Origin of the sequence: Streptomyces sp. NRRL F-5122 (genome assembly GCF_001507435.1) — a bacterium.
GTDB lineage: Bacteria > Actinomycetota > Actinomycetes > Streptomycetales > Streptomycetaceae > Streptomyces > Streptomyces lannensis.
Genome location: NZ_LMWH01000243.1, coordinates 114,313 through 133,384 on the forward strand (window position 1 = coordinate 114,313; position 19,072 = coordinate 133,384).

15 protein-coding genes, 1 tRNA gene and 1 pseudogene are annotated in these 19,072 nt (G+C 71.5%); 9 read left to right on the plus strand and 8 right to left on the minus strand.

What is annotated here, in order from left to right:
* Positions 1-88 precede the first annotated feature (88 nt).
* From ADL25_RS28100 to ADL25_RS28115, 5 genes and pseudogenes are all read right to left on the minus strand, one after another.
* A tRNA-Arg gene (locus tag ADL25_RS28100) sits at positions 89-161 on the minus strand.
* Positions 162-645: 484 nt separating this feature from the next.
* Positions 646-1,143 carry a cupin domain-containing protein gene (locus ADL25_RS28105; protein ID WP_059130633.1) on the minus strand — a complete coding sequence of 166 codons (498 nt, stop codon included), beginning with the start codon at positions 1,141-1,143 and terminating at the stop codon, positions 646-648.
* Positions 1,144-1,221: 78 nt separating this feature from the next.
* Positions 1,222-1,389 (minus strand): annotated as a pseudogene (locus ADL25_RS50795) (alcohol dehydrogenase catalytic domain-containing protein); the annotation flags it as partial.
* A 546-nt stretch (positions 1,390-1,935) separates the two neighbouring features.
* The gene (locus tag ADL25_RS28110) at positions 1,936-3,603 is read right to left on the minus strand and encodes an IclR family transcriptional regulator domain-containing protein (protein WP_059130634.1); all 1,668 of its coding nucleotides are present in this window, start codon (positions 3,601-3,603) and stop codon (positions 1,936-1,938) included.
* Positions 3,604-3,690: 87 nt separating this feature from the next.
* The gene (locus ADL25_RS28115) at positions 3,691-4,962 is read right to left on the minus strand and encodes a M6 family metalloprotease domain-containing protein (RefSeq protein ID WP_059130635.1); all 1,272 of its coding nucleotides are present in this window, start codon (positions 4,960-4,962) and stop codon (positions 3,691-3,693) included.
* 363 nt (positions 4,963-5,325) lie between these two features.
* Here ADL25_RS28115 and ADL25_RS28120 point away from each other — a divergent pair, with 363 nt between their 5' ends.
* Together ADL25_RS28120 and ADL25_RS28125 are read left to right on the plus strand one after the other, a co-directional pair.
* Complete coding sequence (locus ADL25_RS28120) at positions 5,326-5,970, plus strand: TetR/AcrR family transcriptional regulator (protein ID WP_059130636.1); 645 nt, start codon at positions 5,326-5,328, stop codon at positions 5,968-5,970.
* A gap of 209 nt (positions 5,971-6,179) precedes the next feature.
* Positions 6,180-7,721, plus strand: coding sequence for an MFS transporter (locus ADL25_RS28125; RefSeq protein WP_059130637.1), 1,542 nt, complete (start codon positions 6,180-6,182; stop codon positions 7,719-7,721).
* 183 nt (positions 7,722-7,904) lie between these two features.
* Here the strand turns inward: ADL25_RS28125 and ADL25_RS28130 are convergent, their stop codons facing one another.
* On the minus strand, positions 7,905-8,408 hold the full coding sequence (locus ADL25_RS28130) for a MarR family winged helix-turn-helix transcriptional regulator (protein ID WP_059130638.1): 504 nt from the start codon (positions 8,406-8,408) through the stop codon (positions 7,905-7,907).
* Between the two features lie 102 nt (positions 8,409-8,510).
* On the opposite strand from ADL25_RS28130, the gene ADL25_RS28135 reads away from it, so the two are divergent.
* Complete coding sequence (locus ADL25_RS28135; protein WP_059130639.1) at positions 8,511-9,317, plus strand: dioxygenase; 807 nt, start codon at positions 8,511-8,513, stop codon at positions 9,315-9,317.
* Positions 9,318-9,423: 106 nt separating this feature from the next.
* On the opposite strand, the gene ADL25_RS28140 is transcribed toward ADL25_RS28135, so the two are convergent.
* Complete coding sequence (locus tag ADL25_RS28140) at positions 9,424-9,942, minus strand: GNAT family N-acetyltransferase (protein WP_059130640.1); 519 nt, start codon at positions 9,940-9,942, stop codon at positions 9,424-9,426.
* A gap of 170 nt (positions 9,943-10,112) precedes the next feature.
* On the opposite strand from ADL25_RS28140, the gene ADL25_RS28145 reads away from it, so the two are divergent.
* Positions 10,113-11,111 carry a sigma-70 family RNA polymerase sigma factor gene (locus tag ADL25_RS28145; protein ID WP_059130641.1) on the plus strand — a complete coding sequence of 333 codons (999 nt, stop codon included), beginning with the start codon at positions 10,113-10,115 and terminating at the stop codon, positions 11,109-11,111.
* Positions 11,112-11,558: 447 nt separating this feature from the next.
* On the plus strand, positions 11,559-12,149 hold the full coding sequence (locus ADL25_RS28150) for a TetR family transcriptional regulator (protein WP_059130816.1): 591 nt from the start codon (positions 11,559-11,561) through the stop codon (positions 12,147-12,149).
* 10 nt (positions 12,150-12,159) lie between these two features.
* Here the strand turns inward: ADL25_RS28150 and ADL25_RS28155 are convergent, their stop codons facing one another.
* On the minus strand, positions 12,160-13,134 hold the full coding sequence (locus ADL25_RS28155; RefSeq protein WP_059130642.1) for a helix-turn-helix transcriptional regulator: 975 nt from the start codon (positions 13,132-13,134) through the stop codon (positions 12,160-12,162).
* A gap of 62 nt (positions 13,135-13,196) precedes the next feature.
* Between ADL25_RS28155 and ADL25_RS28160 the strand changes: the two genes are divergently transcribed.
* From ADL25_RS28160 to ADL25_RS28175, 4 genes are all read left to right on the plus strand, one after another.
* Complete coding sequence (locus tag ADL25_RS28160; protein ID WP_059130643.1) at positions 13,197-14,723, plus strand: MFS transporter; 1,527 nt, start codon at positions 13,197-13,199, stop codon at positions 14,721-14,723.
* A 215-nt stretch (positions 14,724-14,938) separates the two neighbouring features.
* Positions 14,939-15,700, plus strand: a complete 762-nt coding sequence (locus ADL25_RS28165; protein ID WP_059130644.1) for a DeoR/GlpR family DNA-binding transcription regulator — start codon at positions 14,939-14,941, stop codon at positions 15,698-15,700.
* Positions 15,697-16,650, plus strand: a complete 954-nt coding sequence (pfkB, locus tag ADL25_RS28170; protein ID WP_059130645.1) for a 1-phosphofructokinase — start codon at positions 15,697-15,699, stop codon at positions 16,648-16,650. The genes ADL25_RS28165 and pfkB overlap by 4 nt, the downstream gene beginning before the upstream one ends.
* Before the next feature lie 178 nt (positions 16,651-16,828).
* A complete protein-coding gene (locus ADL25_RS28175; protein WP_059130646.1) occupies positions 16,829-18,913 on the plus strand; it encodes a PTS fructose transporter subunit IIABC in 2,085 nt (694 codons plus the stop codon).
* Positions 18,914-19,072 lie beyond the last annotated feature (159 nt).

Here is a 19,072-nt window from a genome sequence, read left to right on the forward strand (position 1 = left end):
CAGCCGTAGTGGCACGCGTGTGGCACGACCCCGAACGCGATGAAGGGCCAGCCTGGGAGGAAACCCTCCTGAGCTGGCCCTTTCTCTGTGCCCCCGGCAGGATTCGAACCTGCGACACCCGCTTTAGGAGAGCGGTGCTCTATCCCCTGAGCTACGAAGGCTAAAGCGCGGCCTGGGTGGAATCCTGCCCGTCGCTCGGTGTACGGGTCGCGGTCAGGTTTTCCGGGCAAGCCTTGAACGACCTGGGGAGGGCTGCTGCGGTGAGGAGCGCGGGGAGCCGCGTGACACGCCGCAGCGCCCTGCCGGGGCGCTCGTTGCACAGCGTACCGGATCAGGGCTCTGGCGGGCGCTGGTGTCGGGCAGCCGAGTCGCAGTGCTCGGGCCGTGCCGGCCGGCGGACCGGCTTCTCCGCGGTGCCTTCGGGCGGCCGCTCGCGTGGTGTGCGGGGACGAAGTCGAGGGCCGGGAGGTGCCGGGCTTCGACGCCGCGGGGAGTGTTCGGACTCCGGTGATGCCAAGTCGGCCGGCCGACCCGGCACGGGCAGGTGGCCTGCGGCCTCGTCTCAGTACAGGGCCTGCTCGGTCAGGTGCACCTACATCCACACCCGCACCGGCCCCGAGCTGCGCGCAACAAGACGCCCCGCGGTCAGCCCCGCGTGGAGCTCGTGCCCTGGGTCGGGGCGTCCTCGGTCTTGAGCTTGTCTCCCGTGTTGGAGATGAAGATGACCAGCAGTTTCGCCGGCTTGGTCGAGCTTGTGTTCTCCGTGAGTACATGGTGGGCGCCCGGCGGTTCGACCCAGTACTGGCCCTGGTGGTACTCGTGCGCCTGCTCCCCGGCAAGCCGGCTGCGCACCGTGCCCTCCAGCACATACGCGTAGACGAAGGCCGCGCCGTGCCGATGCGGCAGGGCGTGTGAACCGGGCGGGAAGTCCACGATCGCCGAGGTGAATGTCTTGCCCTCCACGTTCGTCAGTGGTTGTTCGAGTACGGGCGTCAGCGTCTCGGTCGGGCGCGGAGAGGCCACGGCGGCGGCCGGCGCCGCCTGGGCTGTGGCCGGGGCACGGTCTGCCGCGGTGGAGCACACGATGGCCGTGGCCGCTATGCCGGCGGCCAGAACGCCGCCTGTGATCCGCATTCCGATCATGATTGCTCTCCTTCTTCTGCTCTCTTCTGTCCTCGTCCGCCCTCTTCTTCAGTCCCTGGCCGAGCGGTCCAGGACGTCTCCCGGTTCCGTGACGACACCCGACAACTCGTGCCCGGGCACGCGCGGTGTCCGGTCGTGGCCGGCGCGATCGGTCCAGGTCCCCGGCCAGTCCAGCTCTCACCGCGTGAGCCCCGCGTCGTGCACCCGTACGACGACGTCGTTCTCGGCCGCAGGGGGGTGGGGCAACGGTCCCGCACGCGCGGACTCGCACGGGCGGAGTAGCTCCCGCGAACGGCCGTGTGGTGGAGCGTGGTCGGCAAGAAACCGGTACCGGTGACTTCGGTATCCGTGAGCACGGCATCGACCGCGGAGTATGTACCGTGCGCTCCCGGCGTTCATGGGATCACGACACCGGCAAGCCCGCAGCTTCAGCGGCACACACACGTCCGGCGCTCGCGGAACGCGTAACCGCTCCGCGGAAGGTCCGGCAGGGCTCCGGAGCCGTCGTCACCTCGGTGACGCGCCCCGCCCACCGGCCGTCTCGGCTCGTCGTCCGGGAGAACGCGAACGGGTGATGCCGTGTGCTCGTCGCCCGCCGAGTGCACGGCGGTGCCGCTCGGCACTCGTCGCCGGACCCGGCTCATGTGCACGCGTGCGTCGTGTGCCGGACGGCAACTCGTCCCGGTCGAGCAGCAACTGACGGCGGGCCCAGGGCTCGACCCCAGGCGGGGTCAGGGATGCGAGGTGCGGTGATCGCCGGTGCGGCCGTACGGATCGCCGGCAGGAACGTCGTCAGATGCTCGGCACCTTCCTGAATCGCCCCGCCACATGCAGGTCCGCCTCGATCCGTGCCGCCGTCGCACGCAGTTCCGGCAGCAGCTCGGCCACGCACTCCTCGATCGTGCGACGGCTGCTGTGCATGGCGATGTTCACCGCGGCGACCACTTTGCCCCCGCGGTCCCGCACCGGTACCGCGATCGACCGCAGGCCCTCCTCCAACTCCTCGTCGACCAGGGCGTATCCCTCGCGCCGGACGCGGTCGAGCGCCGCCCTCAGTTCGTCCGGGTCCGTGACCGTGCGCGACGTCAGGGAGGTCACCTCGGGCAGCTTCGGTTCCGTCTGGTCCGCCAGCATCACCCGGCCCAGTGACGTCGGATACGCCGGCAGCCGGGTGCCGACCGTGAAGTTGACACTCATGATGCGGCTGGGCGCGACCCGGGCCGTGTACTGGATCTCGTCGCCCGCCAGCACCGCCAACGAGGTCGACTCGAGCACCTGCTCGGACAGGGTCCTCAGATGGGGAGCCGCGATGTCCGGCAGCGTGACCCGGGAAAGGGAGGGGTAGCCGAGGCCCAGCACGCGCGGGGTGAGCCGGAAGACGCGATCGTGCGCGGTGACGTATCCGAGGTGCTCCAGCGTGATCAGAGCCCGCCGTGCCGTCGCCCGCGCCAGCCCAGTCGCCTCGGCCACCTCGGTGAGTGTCAGTTCGGCGCGTCCTTCGCCGAAGGACGTGATCACCGTCAGTCCGCGGGCCAGTGACTCCACGAACTCCCGTCCGAGCTCCTGCTTGGACGCCCCGGTCCAGGTCGCGAGTCCGGACGGCGCGTCGGGGGCGGCGGGCGGCGCCTCGTGCAGCTCCCGTTCCATCGCCGCCACCGCCGAGCGCAGCCGGGGCAGCAGGGTCCCGTGCAGATCGTCCGCGGAGTGACGGCTCGTATGGCTGACCACGCTGACCACACACGCGATCCGGCCGTCCGCCTTCCTCACGGGCATGGCGAGCGCCACCAGACCCGGCTCGATCAGCTGGTCGTCCAGGGCCCAGCCCTGCTCGCGGGCCTGCTGGGTGCGCTCCTCGAAGTCGTCGCCGAGGGCGCTGCCGCCGGACCCGGCCAGTGGGCGGCTGCGTAGCGGCACCGCCGGGAAGCCGCGGTCCTCGGGGTCCGCGGCCCGCCGCTCGTGCCAGCGCTTCCAGTCCGCCTCGTCCCACTCCGTGGCGAACAGCGGTCCGGGGGCGGTCCGCTCCGCGGGCAGCAGATCACCGATGCGGAAGCTCAGGGACATCGCGCGGCGGCGGGTCGCCTGGTGGATGAAGCGGATGCCGTCCCGGTCGGCGACGGCAAGCGACACCGATTCGTCGAGTCCGTCGGCGAGCGCGTCCGCGTGCGGATCCAGCAGTTTCGGCAGCCGCAGCGCGGCAAGGTAGGCATTGCCCAGTTCCATCAGCCGTGGTGCGACGACGGCGTCCCGGCCGTCGAGTCGTACATAGCCCATGCGGGCCAGCGTCGCCGTGATCCGGTCGACCGTGGACCGGGCGAGCCCACTGGCCCGCTCCAGAGCGCTGAGGCTGCAGCTGCCGTCCGTGTCGGTGAGCCGCCGCAGCACGGTGAGCCCTCGCATCAGGGGCGTGACGGCCTCGGCGGGGGCGGCCGAGTCCTGGGCGGGCATGGCGTTCGGGCGCATGAGGTCACGGTAATGCCGGTCAGGCCGCCTGCGCCGGGTAAGCCCGCCCCGTGCGCCGCCCCGGGCCCCGGGATGTCCGGGGATTGCTCACCGGCGTGTCACGCGGACGCGGAAGTTCCCGGAATCGTCACGGTCCAGGACGGTGACCACGATCCCCGTCTTCGGGTCCGTGAAGCTCTGACCGGGGAGGAAGGTGGCGTCGGACATTTCGGCCTGGACGTTGGGGCTGTGGGTGCAGCCGCCGCTGTCGCGCTGGGCGTCGTGGACCATGATGGGCCCGTTGCCGGTGTCGACGTTGGCGTCGACGCGGTAGACGAGGATGCCGGGCCGGCACATCGTCGCGTCGTTGCCCGCGCGGGTGCGCAGTTCGAGGGCGTATCCGGCTCTGGAGCTGATCGGTATGAAGACCAGTTTGCGGCCGCCCGCGAGGCCGAGCGGGGTCAGCGTGTACTCGCTGGTGCCGCGGGTGCTGACACAGCTGACCTGGGAGTCCGCGAGCCAGCCCAGCTTCCACTTGTGCCAGGCCAGCAGGTCGTTGTCGGCGCCCCAGTCCTCGCTCATGATGTCCCAGTGGCCGACGGCCGCCCCGCCCTCCTGGGTGTAGAGGTCGGGCAGACCGAAGGTGTGGCTGTTCTCGTGCGGCAGGACCCGGTAGCCGGTCCGGGCGTAGGAGCCCGAGCCGTCGTCCTGGCGGCTGTAGATGAAGGACGCGTTGGACAGCGGCACGCCGTCGGCTATCGGGGCGTCGGTGTTGCCGGCGAAGGTCACCGACAGGACCGTGTCCAGGGCCGAGGGGCCCGCGTTCGGCGTCACGAGTACGTTCAGCAGGTCGTAGCGGCGGAAGTCCACCTCGGGGTCGGCGGCTGCCACGATGTCCTGCACCAGCCGGCGGTAGCCGGGGTCGAAGGGGGCGCCACGCTCCAGGCCGTACGCCGAGAAGGGCTTGGGCATCCGCAGCCAGTGCTGTATCGGGGCCTCGGGACGGTAGTCGAGCCGGCCGTAGGAGCTGGTCGTGAACCACTTCCGGGTTTGCGGGAAGAACTCCGCGAACCGGTCCATCGCGCTGCCCTGCCCGGGAGCGTCGGAGAAGTCGACCATCAGGTTCAGGGCGTGGACGGTTCCGGTGGAGCGGACGTACCCGGCGGGGGTCGGGATGCCCTCCGGCATCTGGACGCTGCTGCTGCCGTGGATCATGCAGGCGCGCAGTGCTCCGCGGGCCGGTGCGATGGGTCCCGGTGTCGTGGAGCCGGTGATGAGATGTCCGGTGCCGGCGGAGGTGGAGACCGCGAGCGTCAGAACGGCGACCGAGGCCAGCGAGGCGACGCGGCGGGAGCGTATCCGGCGGCGGGACAACTGCATGCGGTGACCCCTCGCTGCACGGCAGCCGCCCGTCACCGACTGCACCCTTGCGCTCACCCTGTGCCGAGGGGAGGTCGGGCGCGCGCTGGAGCAGCCCGAACGAGGGTTCAGGGGTGCGGAAGAGGTGAGGGCGCGACGGCTGTGGGAGGGGCGTGCGAGGGCGTCGGCGGCCCGGCGCGGACGGGCCGGGACGGTGCCCGGGCCGCGGTTCCACCAACCGGGTGAGGCATGTGTCCCACGTCACAGAAAATCCGGGTCGGGGCGGGAAATAACCGGGGACCGATTCCCCGTTTAGACCTGTGTCCGAGCGAAACGGGGACCCAGTCCCCGGAACGCGCTTCCACTCCACCTGAGGAGTACGCCGTGCAGACCGCGCCCCCAGTGCCGCGCCGAGTGACCCGGCCGCGTGCCGATGCTCTGCGCAACCGGGAGCGGATCGTCACCGCGGCCCGGGAGATGTTCGTCGAGTTCGGCCCCGAGGTGCCGTTCGACGAGATCGCCCGCAGGGCCGGTGTCGGCAATGCCACGGTGTACCGCAACTTCCCCGACCGCGACGCACTCGCCCGCGAGGTCGTCTGTTGGGTCATGGATCGAACGGCCGAGGACGCCGAACGGGCCCTCGCCGAGAGCGGCGATGCCTTCGAGGCGCTGTCGCACTTCGTGCACGCTGCCGCCGACGAACGGATCAGCGCGCTGTGTCCGATGGCGGCCAGCGCGTTCGACGAGCACCACCCCGATCTGGAAGCGGCACGTGAACGGGTCGAGCGACTGATCGTCGAGCTCATGGACCGCGCCCGCGCGGCCGGGCAGCTCCGCCCCGACATCGGCGTCGGGGATCTGATGATCGCCGTCGCACAGCTGAGCAGGCCTCCGGCCGGCACCGGCTGTGTGAGCCTCGACCGCTTCGTCCACCGCCATCTGCAGCTGTTCCTGGACGGTCTGCGGGCTCCGGCCCGCTCCGAACTGCCGGGTACGGCCGCGACCATGGAGGATCTGCGCCAGTCCTGAGCGACGAGTTCAACGGGCGCCGCCCGTCCGCACGACACCAGACAGCTGTGACAGACGCCGGACAGCTGTGACATGACAGGCGTCCCAGCCGTCACCGTCGACGGGCCACGCCTTCCCGCCTTCCTTTCCGCCTGCCCTCCTTCCGCACGATCCCTTTTCGCTCCCGAGTCCTGACTTTTCCGTCACGAAGTCCCGAAGTGGATACCTCCATGTCTGAAACAGCCCGAAACATCCCGGGCGCCTCCGCCCCCGACCCCAGTCGCTGGCGGGCCCTCGTCTTCATCGCACTCGCCCAGCTGATGGTCGTCCTCGACGCCACCATCGTGAACATCGCGCTTCCGTCCGCCCAGCAGGACCTGGGGATATCCGACGGCAACCGCCAGTGGGTGGTCACCGCCTACGCCCTGGCCTTCGGTGGTCTGCTGCTCTTCGGCGGCCGTGTCGCGGACCTGTGGGGCCGTAAGCGCGCCTTCGTCATCGGCCTCGGCGGTTTCGCCCTCGCCTCCGCGCTCGGCGGTGCCGCGCAGAGCGGCGCGATGATGTTCGGCTCCCGTGCCCTCCAGGGCATCTTCGGCGCACTCCTCGCCCCTGCCGCGCTGTCCTTGCTCGCGGTCATGTTCACGGACGCCAAGGAGCGCGCCAAGGCGTTCGGTATCTACGGTGCGATCGCCGGTGGCGGTGGCGCCGTCGGCCTGATCCTCGGTGGCTTCCTCACCGAGTACCTGGACTGGCGCTGGACGTTCTTCGTCAACATCCCCTTCGCCGTCGTCGCGGCGGCGGGCGCCTACTTGGTCATCCGGGAGCCGGAGGGCGGCCGCAACCGCTCGCCGCTCGACATCCCGGGCGTCATCCTCTCCACCCTCGGTCTGGTCTCGCTCGTCTACGGCTTCACGCGTGCCGAGTCGGACGGCTGGGGCGACTCCATGACGGTCGGCCTGTTCGTCGCGTCCGCGGTGCTGCTCGTGGCCTTCGTGATCACCGAGGCCAAGGTCAAGGCCCCGCTGCTGCCGCTGCGTGTCATCACCGACCGCAACCGTGGAGGCGTCTACCTCTCCCTCGGTCTCGCGATCATCGCGATGTTCGGCACGTTCCTCTTCCTGACCTACTACCTGCAGGTCGTGAAGGGCTTCTCGCCGGTCAAGACCGGCTTCGCCTTCCTGCCCATGATCGCGGGCATGATCACGGGCTCGACCCAGATCGGCGCCCGGCTGATGACCCGTGTGCCCGCGCGGCTGCTGATGGGCCCCGGATTCCTGGTCGCGGCCGCCGGTATGTTCCTGCTGGCCCAGATCGAGCTCGATTCGGCCTACGCGGCCCTGATCCTGCCGGCCATGCTGCTGCTCGGCCTCGGCATGGGTACGGCGTTCATGCCGGCCATGGCGCTGGCCACGCACGGGGTGCAGCCGCGGGACGCCGGTGTCGCCTCCGCGATGGTCAACACCTCGCAGCAGGTGGGCGGCGCGATCGGCACGGCCCTGCTGAACACGATCGCGGCCTCGGCGACCACGTCCTACATCAAGGACCACATCGCGACCGCCACCTCGAAGTCGCAGTCGCAGCTGGTCCAGCTGCAGGGACAGGTGCACGGCTACGCGAGCGCGATCTGGTTCGCCGTCGGCATCCTCGTGGTGGCCGCGGCCATCGCCCTGACCCTCGTCAACGCCGGCCGCCCCGGCGCGGCGTCGGTCTCCGGCCAGGACACGGGCACGGGCGCCGAGGACGAGCTGCACGTTCCGGTGGTCGCCCACTGACCGTGGCCGGTGGTCGTCCGTCCACCGGCAGGTCACGGGAGTGAGCCCGAGGGGCTTGGCCCCGGAGGCGAGCCGGACACCACGGACGAGGGCCGGGACGCCTCGTCCGAGCACTCCGGGTGTGCCCCGGCCCCCCGCGGGGGGCCGGGGCACACCCGTGTCGGCGCCGATCCGCCCGGTGGCTCAGCGCAGCCAGGGCAGATCCGCGCCTGCCTCCGAGGGCTGCAGACCCTCGGCGATGATCGACATGATCTCGCCGAGGGACTGCTGCTGTTCGGGGGTGAGCCGGTCGAAGAGGGCCTGGCGCACGGCGGCCACATGCCCCGGCGCGGTGTCCGACAGCACCGCGTATCCCTGGTCGGTGAGGACCGCGAGCTGCCCGCGCTTGTCCGAAGGGCAGTCCTCGCGCCGCACCCAGCCGTTCTGCTCGAGGCGGGCGACGGCGTGCGAGAGCCGGGAGCGCGTGATCTTCGCCCGCATGGCCAGCTCTGTCATCCGCAGCCGCCGCTGCGGCGCCTCGGCGAGCTGGACGAGCAGTCCGTAGTACACGTGCGGCATGCCCGCGTCGCGCTGGAGCTGGCGGTCGAGGTGGTCCTCGAGAAGAGTGACGGCGTGCATGTACGCACGCCAGACGCGCTGCTCCTCGTCGGTGAGCCAGCGTGTGTCATCAGCGGGTGCCGTCGTCATGGGACCACTGTACGAGGCTCCTTCTTGAAGGTTAAACAAGTGCGGAGTAGGCTGGCCGATATAACTTGAGACTTCAAGCAAATTGCGAAGGGAGTGGCCGCCATGCCCGCCGTCACCGAGGAGCGCACCGTGCCCGAGCGCATGCCCGCCCTCTACCTGAGCCATGGCGCACCCTCGCTCGCCGACGACCCGGTCTGGCCCGGCCAGCTCGCCGCCTGGTCCGCGGACCTGCCGCGCCCCAAGGCGATCCTGGTGGTGTCCGCCCACTGGGAGGAAGCACCGCTGGCGCTCGGCGCCGTGGAGACGGTCCCGCTGGTCTACGACTTCTGGGGCTTCCCCGAGCACTACTACCGGGTGCGGTACGGGGCCCCGGGCGCCCCCGAACTCGCCGAAGCGGTGCGCAAGCTGCTGCGCGCCCCCGGCATCCCCGTACAGGACGTGCCGGAACGCGGTCTCGACCACGGCGCGTACGTTCCGCTGGTCGAGATGTATCCGGGGGCCGACATCCCGGTCCTTCAGGTCTCCATGCCGACCCTCGATCCGCTGAGGCTCATGGAGATCGGCCGGAAGCTGGCGCCGTTGCGCGACGAGGGCGTCCTGATCCTCGGTTCGGGCTTCTTCACCCACAACCTGGCGGCCCTGCGGCAGCCGGGCGGGGGAGTGCCGGGCTGGTCGGCGGAGTTCGACGACTGGGGGCACCGCGCGCTGGAGGCCGGCGACGTCGACTCGCTCGTCGACTTCGTCCGCAAGTCCCCGGCGGGCCGCCTCGCCCACCCCCGCACGGAGCACTTCGCCCCGCTCTTCGTGACCCTGGGCGCGGCGGACGCGACCGGTGAGCTCGACGCGCAGAAGTCGGTGATCGACGGGTTCTGGATGGGTCTGGCGAAGCGGTCGGTGCAGTTCGGCTGACCGCCGACGGGGCCCGGGCGGCCACCGGAACTCCGCGGACGCGACGGCGGGCGGCGGCATGTCGCCCGCCCTTCCGCGCGAGCGCGGCGCGACCCGGTCTCCGCCGTCAGAGCTCCTTCTCGTACCAGGCCACGTCCCAGTAGCGGCCGAACTTGTACCCCACCTCGCGGTATGTGCCGATGTGCCGGAAGCCCAGGCGCTCGTGCAGTCGCACGGACGCCTCGTTGGGCTGGGCGATGCCCGCGTACGCCCGGTGCAGGTCCTGCCCGGCGAGGGAGTCGAAGAGGGCGCTGTAGAGACGTGTGCCGACGCCGCGCCCCTTGGCCTGCGGGGCGAGGTAGACCGTGACCTCCACCGAGGTCGCGTACGCCGGTTTCGGCCGGAAGGCGCTGGATGTGGTGTACCCGAGAATCGTCCCCGATTCGGGATCCGTGGCAACCATCAGGCGGTGCGGCCCGTCTTCAGGGTGGGAGAGCAGCCAGGGGCGTCGCTCCTGCGGGGTGAAGACCGCGGTGTCGAAGGTGATGGGCGTCTCGCGCACATAGTGGTTGTAGAGGTCGGTGAGGGCCACGAGGTCGCTCTCGACTCCCGGCCTGACCTGCACCTCTCTGAATTCGGACAACATCCGGCCTCCCTGGTGGCGGCACAGGGTACTGCATGATCAGAAAAATTGAGGGGCCCGTTGGGAATTCTGTCCTGATTCCAGTCGTTGTTTCCATCGGATGCAGGGCACCCGGGAGGGTGACCGAAGCGTCACAGGACCATCCGCCAGCCCACCATCGCAAGGGAGCACGCATGGCAACCCGTGCCGTCGCCCGTCGCAAGTCCGCCGAGAGCGAGACCGTCGACGCGGCTAACAGTGTTCGCGCCCATGGCGGCGAGATCGCCGATCGCGACCTGGTCGGCATGTACCTCGACGAGATCGCTCGCACGCCGCTGCTCGACGCCGCGAGGGAGGTCGAGCTGTCCCAGGTCATCGAGGCGGGTGTGTTCGCGCGCCAGATCCTCGACGGGGAGGAGAAGGCCAAGGCCGAGGCCACCCGTGAGGAGCTCGAGGCCCTGGTCGCCGCCGGCGAGCGGGCCAAGGACATCTTCATCCGCTCGAACCTTCGGCTCGTCGTCGCCGTGGCGCGGCGCTACCCGCGCAGCGGTCTTCCGCTGCTCGACCTGATCCAGGAAGGCAACGCGGGCCTGGTGCGCGCGGTCGAGAAGTTCGACTACCGCAAGGGCTTCAAGTTCTCGACCTATGCGACCTGGTGGATCCGTCAGGCGATCACGCGGTCCATCGCCGACCAGTCCCGGACCATCCGGCTGCCCGTGCACCTGGTCGAGGAGCTGGGCCGGATCCGCCGTGTCCAGCGGGAGTTCAACCGTGAGCACGGGCGCGACCCCGAGCCGGCCGAGATCGCGGCCGAGTTGGACTCCTCGGCGGACCGCGTCAGCGACGTCCTCGACTGGGCCCGTGACCCGGTCTCCCTGAACATGTCGGTGGACGACGAGGGCGAGACCCAGTTCGGCGACCTGCTGGAGGACACCTCCGCGGTGTCCCCGGAGCAGTCGGTGCTCACGCTGCTGCGCAGCGAGGAACTGGACGACCTGATCGGACGGCTCGACGAGCGGACGGCCTCCATCATCAAGATGCGGTACGGCATCGAGGACGGCCGGGAGCGCACGCTCACGGAGGTCGGCAAGGAGCACGGACTGACGCGTGAGCGCATCCGGCAGATCGAGAAGCACGCGCTGCTGGAGCTGAAGAAGCTCGCACGGCAGACGGGCTTCGACGCGGCGGCCTGACGGCTTCCGCCCGGGCGGCGGGCGGCGACGCCGCCCCGGGCGGCCCGCCGCACCGCACGGACTTGGCGGGTTCCGTCGCTTCAACCCGCCGGGTCCGGGGCACAAGACCTCCAGGTCCCGTACGGCACGGGCCGTATCGTGCGGCCCCCACGAGCCGAGTCCCGACGCACCTCCCCCCGGTGCCGGGGCTCTCCCGAGCCGGGCTTCGGCGCCACTCCCCCCTGGCGCCGGGGCCCGGCTCCTTTGCTGCCCCCGCCGCGGACGGCAGAAATCGACGGGCCGCCCCGGACCTGAACCCCGGGGCGGCCCCGAATGGCAGATTGTGCCACAGCGGCATAACCTGCCGTCGTGACCGGTACCAAGCGTATGACCGGGGCATCCTCCGGCCGTGCGGCGCAAGAACCCGAGGCTCTGTCGCTCACCGAGCGACGCAAGGCGGCGACCCGGATGGAGATCGCCCGGGCCGCGGCAGGGCTCTTCATGGCCGACGGCCTGCGCGCCACCCGCGCGGAGGACATCGCCCGCGCCGCCGGGGTCGCACCGCGCACCTTCTACCGGTACTTCGCGACCAAGGAGGAGGCGCTCTCCCCGCTGTTCTCGGCGGGTGCGCACCAGTGGGCGCAGGCCGTCCGCGAGGCCCCCGCGGGCCTCTCCGTCGCCGAGGCCCTGCATCACGCGGTGGTCCACACCCTGACCCCCGGGGTCGGAGTCTCCGCGAGGTCCCTCGAGTGGGTGCGCGCCCTGCTGCGCCTCACCGGCACCAACCCCGCGCTCACCAAGGTGTGGGCCGAGATCTGCCAGGCGGGGGAGCAGGAACTCGCCGAGGTCCTGGCGGCGCGGACCCAGGGAGGTGACGAGGCGTCGGCGGACAACACCCCCGCTCTGCGCTTCGCCGCCGCCCTCGCCAGTGCCTCCGTGCGCGTGGCGGTGGAGAGTTGGGCCGCGGGCAACGAATCGGCCGCCGGCCCGAACGGTCCGGCCTGCCTCGCCGTCCGTAACCTGGAGGCCCTGCGGGACTTCGTGTGGGAGATCGGCTGAGCCCCGCCTCTCAGGGCTGCGGCGCCTGCGCCGCCCGGCCGAGAAGCTCACCCAGTTCCCTTGTCCGCGTGATGAGTTGCTCCGGGCGATGCACCGTGAACTCGCAGCCGACCATGGCGAGCCGCACCGCGAGCCACTCCACGGAGTCGCTCGCCGCGCCGCGCAGCCGGCACCCGCCCTCGCCGAGCGGCTGCGGCGGCTCGAACCAGTGGGGCAGGCGGGCGGCGACCACCTCCGCCGGTGCGGCGAAGGTCGCCTCGAACTCGTATGTCTCCTGCCGCCGGTACACCGACCGGCGCAGATACTCCGCCGCGCTCCCCGCCGGCAGTTCGCGCGGCGGGAACCGGGCGCCCGTCGCCGACGGCTCGGCGATCCGGTCGACCCGGAACGTCCGCCAGTCGTCCCGCTCGAGGTCGTAGGCGACGAGGTACCAGCGGCGTCCCGTCGAGACCAGGCGGTACGGCTCGGTCAGACGCCGTGACCGGGTTCCGTCCCCGGAGCGGTAGCCGAACCGCAGCCGCTCGTGGCCCGCGATCGTCGAGGCCATCACGGTCAGCGTCTCGGGCGCGATGCTCGCCCCGTCACCACTGGTCAGATGAGTGGTGGCGGCCTGGAGCGTGGCGACGCGATGGCGCAGCCGGGCCGGCAGCACCTGCTCCAGCTTGGCCAGGGCCCGTACGGACGCCTCGTCGACGCCCTCGACCGCATGTCCGGCGCCGGCCCGCAGCCCGACCGCGATCGCCACGGCCTCCTCGTCGTCGAGCACGAGCGGCGGCATGGCCTTCCCCGCGACCAGCCGGTATCCGCCGTCGGCGCCCTTGGTGGCCTGGACCGGGTAGCCCAGCTCGCGCAGCCGGTCGATGTCCCGGCGGACCGTGCGCCGGGAGACTCCGAGCCGCTCGGCGAGCTCGCCGCCCGGCCATTCGCGCGGGGTCTGGAGCAGGGAGAGCAGCTGCAGGAGCCGGGCGGGAGTGTCCGTCGTCATGAATCCGAGGATGCCGCATAACTAGGACACGATCCGACCTAATGGCGTCCTAGCGTCGGGCCATGACCTCCACCGAGAGCACACTCAGCAGCACCGCGGCCGGCGGCGCGGGCGACCGAAGGCGTTGGTTCGCGCTCGCCATCGTGATGACCGCGGCCTTCATGGACCTGGTCGACGTCACGATCGTCAACATCGCGATCCCGTCGATCCAGCGGGACGCGGGCGCGTCCTTCGGCCAGATCCAGTGGATCACCGCGGGGTACGCGCTCGCTTTCGCCGCGGGGCTCATCACCGGCGGCCGGCTCGGCGACATCCACGGGCGCAAGCGCCTCTTCCTGATCGGCATAGGCGGCTTCACGCTCGCCTCGGCGCTGTGCGGCTTCGCGGCGAACCCGGAGATGCTCGTCGCCTCGCGGATCCTGCAGGGCGCGATGGCGGCGCTGATGGTGCCGCAGGTGCTGTCGATCGTGCACGCCACCTTCCCGGCACACGAGCGGGGCAAGGTCTTCGGCCTCTTCGGCGCGATCGTCGGCCTCGGGGCCGTCTCCGGACCGCTCCTCGGCGCGCTGCTGACCGAGTGGAACCTCTTCGGCCTCGAGTGGCGGCCCATCTTCCTGATCAACCTGCCGGTCGGCGTCGGTGCCTTGCTTCTGGGCCGGCGCTTCATCACGGAGTCCCGGGCGCCGCGGGCCCTGCGCCTCGACCTCGTCGGCGTCGCCCTGGTCACGCTGGGTCTGCTGATGCTGCTCTACCCGCTCACGCGCGGCCGTGAGCTGGGCTGGCCGCTGTGGGGGTATGCGTCGATGGCGGGAGCGCTCGTCGTCTTCGCGTTGCTCGTGGCGTACGAGAGGCACAAGACCCGGCGGGACGGCTCCCCGCTGGTCGAACTCTCCCTCTTCCGCGTGAAGAGCTTCGCGGCGGGCATCGCGGTGCAGACGGTCTTCGGCGTCAGTCTCGGGATCTTCTTCCTGGTGTGGACGCTGTACATGCAGGTCGGCCTGGGCTGGAGCGCGCTGCGGGCGGGCCTGACGGGTGTGCCGTTCTCGCTCGCGGTCTCCACCGCGGCCGGGTTGTCCGTACAGAAGCTGGTCCCGCGCTTCGGCCGCAAGGTGCTTCAGGCGGGCGCGCTGGTGATGGCGGTGGGTGTGCTCCTCTACATCTGGGAGTCCGACCGGTACGGCCTCGCCATAGCGTCCTGGCAGATGGCCCTGCCCCTCGTGGTGATGGGGGCCGGAATGGGGCTCATCGTCGCCCCGCTGACGGACGCGGTCCTGTCCGATGTGCCGCAGGAGCACTCGGGTTCGGCCTCCGGCCTGATCAACACGGTGCAGCAGATGGGCAACGCGCTGGGTCTCGGCCTGGTGTCGGTGGTCTTCTTCGGGCGGATCGCCGACCGCTTGGCCCCGGCGCGGGTGGGACCGGCCTTCGTGCACGCCTTCCAGTACGCGCTGGGCTGGGTGGCGGCCGTGCTGGGGGTGATCTTCCTGCTGATGTTCGCCCTGCCGAAGCGGCCGGCGCAGCACATGGAGGGGGCGCCGGACGCGGAGGAGGAGCAGGCCGGGGAGCCGGAGCCGGCGCTCGTCCCCTGAGCGGTGGTCGTCTCCCGAGCGGTGGTCGACGGCGCCCGGCGGTCGCGTTCTGCGCGAGACCGCCGGGCGCCGCCGCGTGTGGCGGCACAGCCCACACAAGGTCCCGGGCCCGTTTGTGTCCGGGTCCATGCCCGAACCCGTTTACTTTTCAGCAATCCAGACGTAGCCTCCCAGGGGAAACCACACGTTCGGGCACGAGGCGGAGGCGAGCGGACATGTACGCACCGGAGCGGCAGCAGGAGATTCTCCGGCTCGCCCGTGACGGCGGACGGGTGGACGTGGTGTCCCTGGCCGAGGAGTTCCAGGTCACGGCGGAAACGATCCGGCGCGATCTGAAGGCCCTGGACCGGGCCGGACTGGTGCGGCGGGTGCACGGCGGTGCCATACCCGTCGGACGTCTGGACTTCGAGCCCGACCTCGCGGAACGGGAGTCCACCGCGGCCGACGAGAAGGACCGGATCGCGAAGGCGGCCCTCGCGGAGCTGCCGGGCGAGGGCACGATGATCCTCGACGCCGGTTCGAGCGTCGCCCGGCTGGCCGGCGCCATCCCCCTGGACGCGACGCTCACGGTGGTCACGCACAGCCTGCCCACGGCGGCCCGCCTCGCGGACCACCCCGGCATCCAGCTCCATCTGGTGGGCGGGCGTGTACGGCACCGCACGCGCGCCGCCGTGGACGCCTGGGCGCTGCGCGCGTACGGCGAGATCCGCGCCGACGTCGCGTTCATCGCGGCCAACGGCTTCTCCGCCGATCACGGACTGACCACGCCCGATCTCGCCGAGGCCGCCGTCAAGCGCGCCGCGATCCGCGCCGCACGCCGCGTGGTGCTGCTGGCCGACTCCTCCAAGCACGGTCAGGAGCACTTCGCCCGGTTCGGCGAGCTCGGCGACGTGGATCTGCTCGTCACCGACAGCGGGCTGAGCCCCGAGGACGCCACCGCGATCGAGAGCGGCGGCACGGAAGTAGTGCGCGCATGATCCTCACCGTCACCCCGAACCCTTCCCTCGACCGCACCTACGAGGTCCCGTCCCTCGGCCGCGGTGAGGTCATCCGCGCCACCGGCGAACGGATGGACCCGGGCGGCAAGGGCGTGAACGTCTCGCGGGCGGTCGCGGCTGCAGGACGGCGCACGGTCGCCGTCCTGCCCCTGGGCGGCGCGCCGGGTGCGCTCGTCGCCGATCTGCTGCACGCACAGGGCATCGAGGTCGCGCCCGTCCCGATCGCGGGGGCCACCCGCTCCAACATCTCGGTCGCCGAGCCCGACGGCACCCTCACCAAGATCAACGCACCCGGTCCCGAGCTCTCCGCCGCCGAAGCCGAACTCCTGCTGGAGGCGGTCCGCGAGCAGTACCGCGCGGCCGAGACCGGCTGGGTCGCCTGCTGCGGCAGCCTCCCGCGCGGCCTGGCCCCCTCCTGGTACGCGGACCTGGTGGCCCGCGCCCATGCGGCCGGGGCCCGGATCGCACTGGACACCTCGGGGCCCGCCCTGCGGGAGGCGTTGCGGGAACGCCCCGACGTGGTGAAGCCGAACGCCGAGGAACTCGCCGAGGCCGTAGGACGTCCCCTGGCCACGGTGGGCGACGCGGTGAAGGCCGCGGAGGAACTGCGCGAGCTGGGGGCGGGCGCCGTGCTGGCAAGCCTCGGTGCGGACGGCCAGCTGCTCGTGTCGGCCGACGGAGTCTGGTTCGGCAGCGCGCGCGTCGACGTCGTACGCAGCAACGTCGGCGCAGGTGACGCCTCCCTCGCCGGTTTCCTGATCGCCGGCGGCAGCGGCCCGAAGGCACTGGCCTCCGCCGTCGCCCACGGTGCCGCGGCGGTCCAGCTGCCCGGCAGCCTGATGCCGACCCCGGCCGATCTGGACCCCTCCGCCGTGACGGTCACGTCGGAGGTACCCGTGGACCGCGTTCTCACGGAGCCCGTGTCATGAACGGCAGTCCCACATCCCCCGGACCGCGGCGGGAGCCGGCCAATCCCACCGCCACCCGGAGGCGGGTCTCCCCCGGCCACCCGGCCGTCCCGTCCTCCGCCGTACCACCCCACCGCATCCCCGTCCCCACCAACGCCCATGAGACTCCCCGGGCGATACGCGTGCGAAGGAGCCCGCGATGAGCGAGATGATCACCGCGGACCTGGTCGACCTCGACCTGTCCGCCGAAACCAAGGAGGCGGCGGCACGCGCCCTCGCCGAGCGGATGGTGACCGAGGGCCGGGTGACCGACCTGGACGGCTTCCTCGCCGACGTCGCGGCACGCGAGGCGCAGATGCCGACCGGGCTCGACGGCGGCATCGGCATCCCGCACTGCCGCAGCGAGCACGTCACCGAGCCGACCCTCGCCTTTGGGCGAAGCGCGCGGGGCATCGACTTCGGTGCCCCGGACGGTCCCGCCGACCTGATCTTCCTGATCGCCGCTCCGGCGGGTGCGGACGACGCCCATCTGACGATCCTGTCCTCCCTCGCCCGCCAGCTCATGAACGCCGAGTTCACGTCCGCGCTGCGGGCCGTGGACGACGCGGCGGCCGCGGCGGCGCTCATCCGCGGGGACGAGGCGCCCGCGGCCGAGGTCGCGTCGTCCGGGGAGACGGCCCCGGCGGGAACGGCCCCCTCCGGCGCCGCTGCGGACGGCGCGCCCCCGATGACGGATGCGCGCGCCGAGGACGGGACCGCCCCGCAGCCGGGTGCCGCCGAACGTCCGTTCCGGATCGTCGCCGTCACCTCCTGCCCCACCGGAATCGCGCACACCTACATGGCCGCCGAGTCGCTGGAGAACGCGGGCCGTGGAGCGGGCGTCGAAGTCGTCGTCGAGACTCAGGGTTCGGCCGGGTTCACCCGGCTCGACCCGGCCGTGATCGCGGCGGCGGACGGTGTGATCTTCGCCCATGACGTCCCCGTGCGGGACAAGGAGCGTTTCGCCGGGAAGCCGACCGTGGACGTCGGGGTGAAGGCGGGCATCAACCGCCCCGCCGAGCTCATCGCCGAGGTGCGCGGCAGGGCCGCGCGCGGCGAGGTGACCGCTGCCGCCGCTGCGGGGACGCCGGTCGAGCGTTCCGGTGACGCCGGCGAGGGCTACGGCACCAGGCTCCGCAAGTGGTTGATGTCCGGTGTCAGTTACATGGTCCCGTTCGTCGCCGCGGGCGGTCTGCTCATCGCCGTCGGCTTCGCGATCGGCGGCTACAAGATCAACAAGGCCCCGTCGGTCATGGACCACTTCGTGTGGACGCAGGCGGACAGTTGGGGCGCGCTGCTGTTCCAGATCGGCGGCGTGGCCTTCAACTTCCTCATCCCGGTCCTGGCCGGCTACATCGCCTACGGCATGGCGGACCGGCCGGGCCTTGTGCCCGGCTTCGTGGGCGGCTCGATCGCGCTCACCATCAACGCGGGCTTCCTCGGCGGTCTGGTGGCCGGTCTGCTCGCGGGCGGTGTGGTGATGGCGATCCAGCGGGTCAGGATCGCTCCTGCACTGCGCGGCATCATGCCGGTGGTGGTGATCCCGCTGATCTCCTCGGCGGTCGTCGGGTTCCTGATGTTCGTGGTCGTCGGCAAACCCATCGCCTCCGCGCAGAAGGGCATGACCGACTGGCTGAACGGCCTCTCCGGCGCCAACGCGATCCTGCTCGGCACGCTGCTGGGCCTGATGATGTGCTTCGACCTGGGCGGCCCGGTCAACAAGGTCGCCTACACCTTCGCGACGGCCGGGATCGCGGTCTCCGACCCGAGCGACTCGGCGATGAGGATCATGGCCGCGGTGATGGCCGCCGGTATGGTCCCGCCGCTGGCGATGGCACTGGCGACGACCGTGCGCGGCAGGCTCTTCACCCAGACCGAGCGGGAGAACGGCAAGGCCGCCTGGGTGCTCGGTGCCTCCTTCATCTCCGAGGGCGCCATCCCGTTCGCCGCGGCGGATCCGCTGCGCGTGATCCCCTCGTCGATGATCGGCGGTGCGGTCACCGGCGCTCTGTCGATGTCCTTCGGAGCCACCCTGCGCGCCCCGCACGGCGGCATCTTCGTGGTCCCGCTGATCGGCAACCCGTTCCTCTACCTGGTCGCGATCGCCGCCGGTGTGTGCGTGACCACGGCCCTGGTGGTCGTTCTGAAGGGAATGCGCAGGCAGAGCCCCGAGGGCGTGGGGAAGCAGGCCCGGGGAGCGGCGACAGTGGCGCTCGAAGAGTCCCAGCAGCCGGTCGCCGCCTGACGGCGAGGCCATCGTCACGCCGCTCGGCCGCAACCCCTCCGAGGGGTTGCGGCCGAGCCGCGTCGGGCGGGCTGTGGACACTGCGTGGGCCCGCGTGTCGAGGGGCCCGTTTCGGGGTGTCCATTGCGGCCACTCTGGGCACTTCGGGGCACTCGTCGT

Coding starts and splice junctions, on each gene's coding strand:
- ADL25_RS28165 (WP_059130644.1), top strand. CDS start 14,939: ATGTACGCACCGGAGCGGCAGCAGGAGATTCTCCGGCTCGCCCGTGAC.
- ADL25_RS28125 (WP_059130637.1), top strand. CDS start 6,180: ATGTCTGAAACAGCCCGAAACATCCCGGGCGCCTCCGCCCCCGACCCC.
- ADL25_RS28155 (WP_059130642.1), bottom strand. CDS start 13,134: ATGACGACGGACACTCCCGCCCGGCTCCTGCAGCTGCTCTCCCTGCTC.
- ADL25_RS28115 (WP_059130635.1), bottom strand. CDS start 4,962: ATGCAGTTGTCCCGCCGCCGGATACGCTCCCGCCGCGTCGCCTCGCTG.
- ADL25_RS28175 (WP_059130646.1), top strand. CDS start 16,829: ATGAGCGAGATGATCACCGCGGACCTGGTCGACCTCGACCTGTCCGCC.
- ADL25_RS28145 (WP_059130641.1), top strand. CDS start 10,113: ATGGCAACCCGTGCCGTCGCCCGTCGCAAGTCCGCCGAGAGCGAGACC.
- ADL25_RS28105 (WP_059130633.1), bottom strand. CDS start 1,143: ATGATCGGAATGCGGATCACAGGCGGCGTTCTGGCCGCCGGCATAGCG.
- ADL25_RS28110 (WP_059130634.1), bottom strand. CDS start 3,603: ATGCGCCCGAACGCCATGCCCGCCCAGGACTCGGCCGCCCCCGCCGAG.
- pfkB (WP_059130645.1), top strand. CDS start 15,697: ATGATCCTCACCGTCACCCCGAACCCTTCCCTCGACCGCACCTACGAG.
- ADL25_RS28135 (WP_059130639.1), top strand. CDS start 8,511: ATGCCCGCCGTCACCGAGGAGCGCACCGTGCCCGAGCGCATGCCCGCC.
- ADL25_RS28160 (WP_059130643.1), top strand. CDS start 13,197: ATGACCTCCACCGAGAGCACACTCAGCAGCACCGCGGCCGGCGGCGCG.
- ADL25_RS28130 (WP_059130638.1), bottom strand. CDS start 8,408: ATGACGACGGCACCCGCTGATGACACACGCTGGCTCACCGACGAGGAG.
- ADL25_RS28140 (WP_059130640.1), bottom strand. CDS start 9,942: ATGTTGTCCGAATTCAGAGAGGTGCAGGTCAGGCCGGGAGTCGAGAGC.
- ADL25_RS28150 (WP_059130816.1), top strand. CDS start 11,559: ATGGAGATCGCCCGGGCCGCGGCAGGGCTCTTCATGGCCGACGGCCTG.